Genomic DNA, 1,021 nt, shown 5'->3' on the forward strand with positions numbered 1-1,021 from the left:
CTAGGTGTTTGATCCCACGTTTTGATGGTGCGATCCTTTCGTTGGAATGGAAGGAAGCCATATGGGACAGGTACGTCACGGGAGCGCCACGACCACGCACGCCGTCAGAGCAGCAATACAGCGATCGCAAGCTTCGCTCGCGACGTTGAGCCAGGAACTGGGGATCAACCCCAAGACGGTGGCGAAGTGGCGTAAGCGGGCGACGGTCGAGGATCTGAAGACCGGGCCGAAGGCCCCTCACTCCACGACCCTAACCGAAGCCGAGGAGGCAGCGGTCGTCGCATCCCGGCGTCACACGTTGCTGCCGCTGGACGACTGCCTCTACGCATTGCAGCCGTCGATCCCGCACCTGAGCCGGTCAGCGCTGCACCGCTGCCTGCAACGCCATGGCATCTCCCGTCTGCCGGACATCGAAGGCGACAAGCCAAAGCGGCAGCGCTTCAAACGCTACCCTATCGGCTTCTTCCACGTGGATATCGCCGAGGTGCAGACCGCCGAAGGCAAGCTTTATCTGTTCGTAGGCGTCGACCGCACGAGTAAGTTCGCGGTGACGCAGTTGGTCGACAAGGCTGACAGGCGGACGGCTTGGGAATTCCTGGAACACCTGCTGAAAGCGGTGCCGTACCGGATCCACACGATCCTGACCGACAACGGCATCCAGTTCGCCGAGCAGCCGCGCAACCGCAACACCGCCTGGTCGCGGCAGATGCGCTTCGACATGATATGCGAAGCCAATGACATCGAGCACCGGCTTACCAAGCCGAACCACCCTTGGACCAATGGTCAGGTTGAGCGGATGAACCGCACCATCAAGGAAGCGACCGTCAAACGCTTCCACTACGAGAGCCACGAGCAGCTACGGACGCACCTTGCCGACTTCATGGCTGCGTATAATTTTGCCCGCCGACTGAAGACGCTCAGCGGCCTCACACCCTACGAATACATCGCCAAGATCTGGACGTCAGAGCTGGACAGGTTCATCGTCGATCCGATCCACCATATGCCGGGACTAAACACCTAG

Annotated in this window: 1 protein-coding gene; it reads left to right on the forward strand. The window is 60.4% G+C overall.

All coding sequences use genetic code 11. The features are described 5' to 3' along the window. Positions 1 to 61 precede the first annotated feature (61 nt). The gene (locus L8K25_RS22855) at positions 62 to 1,021 is read left to right on the forward strand and encodes an IS481 family transposase (protein WP_242141265.1); all 960 of its coding nucleotides are present in this window, start codon (positions 62 to 64) and stop codon (positions 1,019 to 1,021) included.

Origin of the sequence: Sphingomonas sp. TREG-RG-20F-R18-01, from assembly GCF_022662475.1 — a bacterium.
Classification (GTDB): domain Bacteria; phylum Pseudomonadota; class Alphaproteobacteria; order Sphingomonadales; family Sphingomonadaceae; genus Sphingomonas.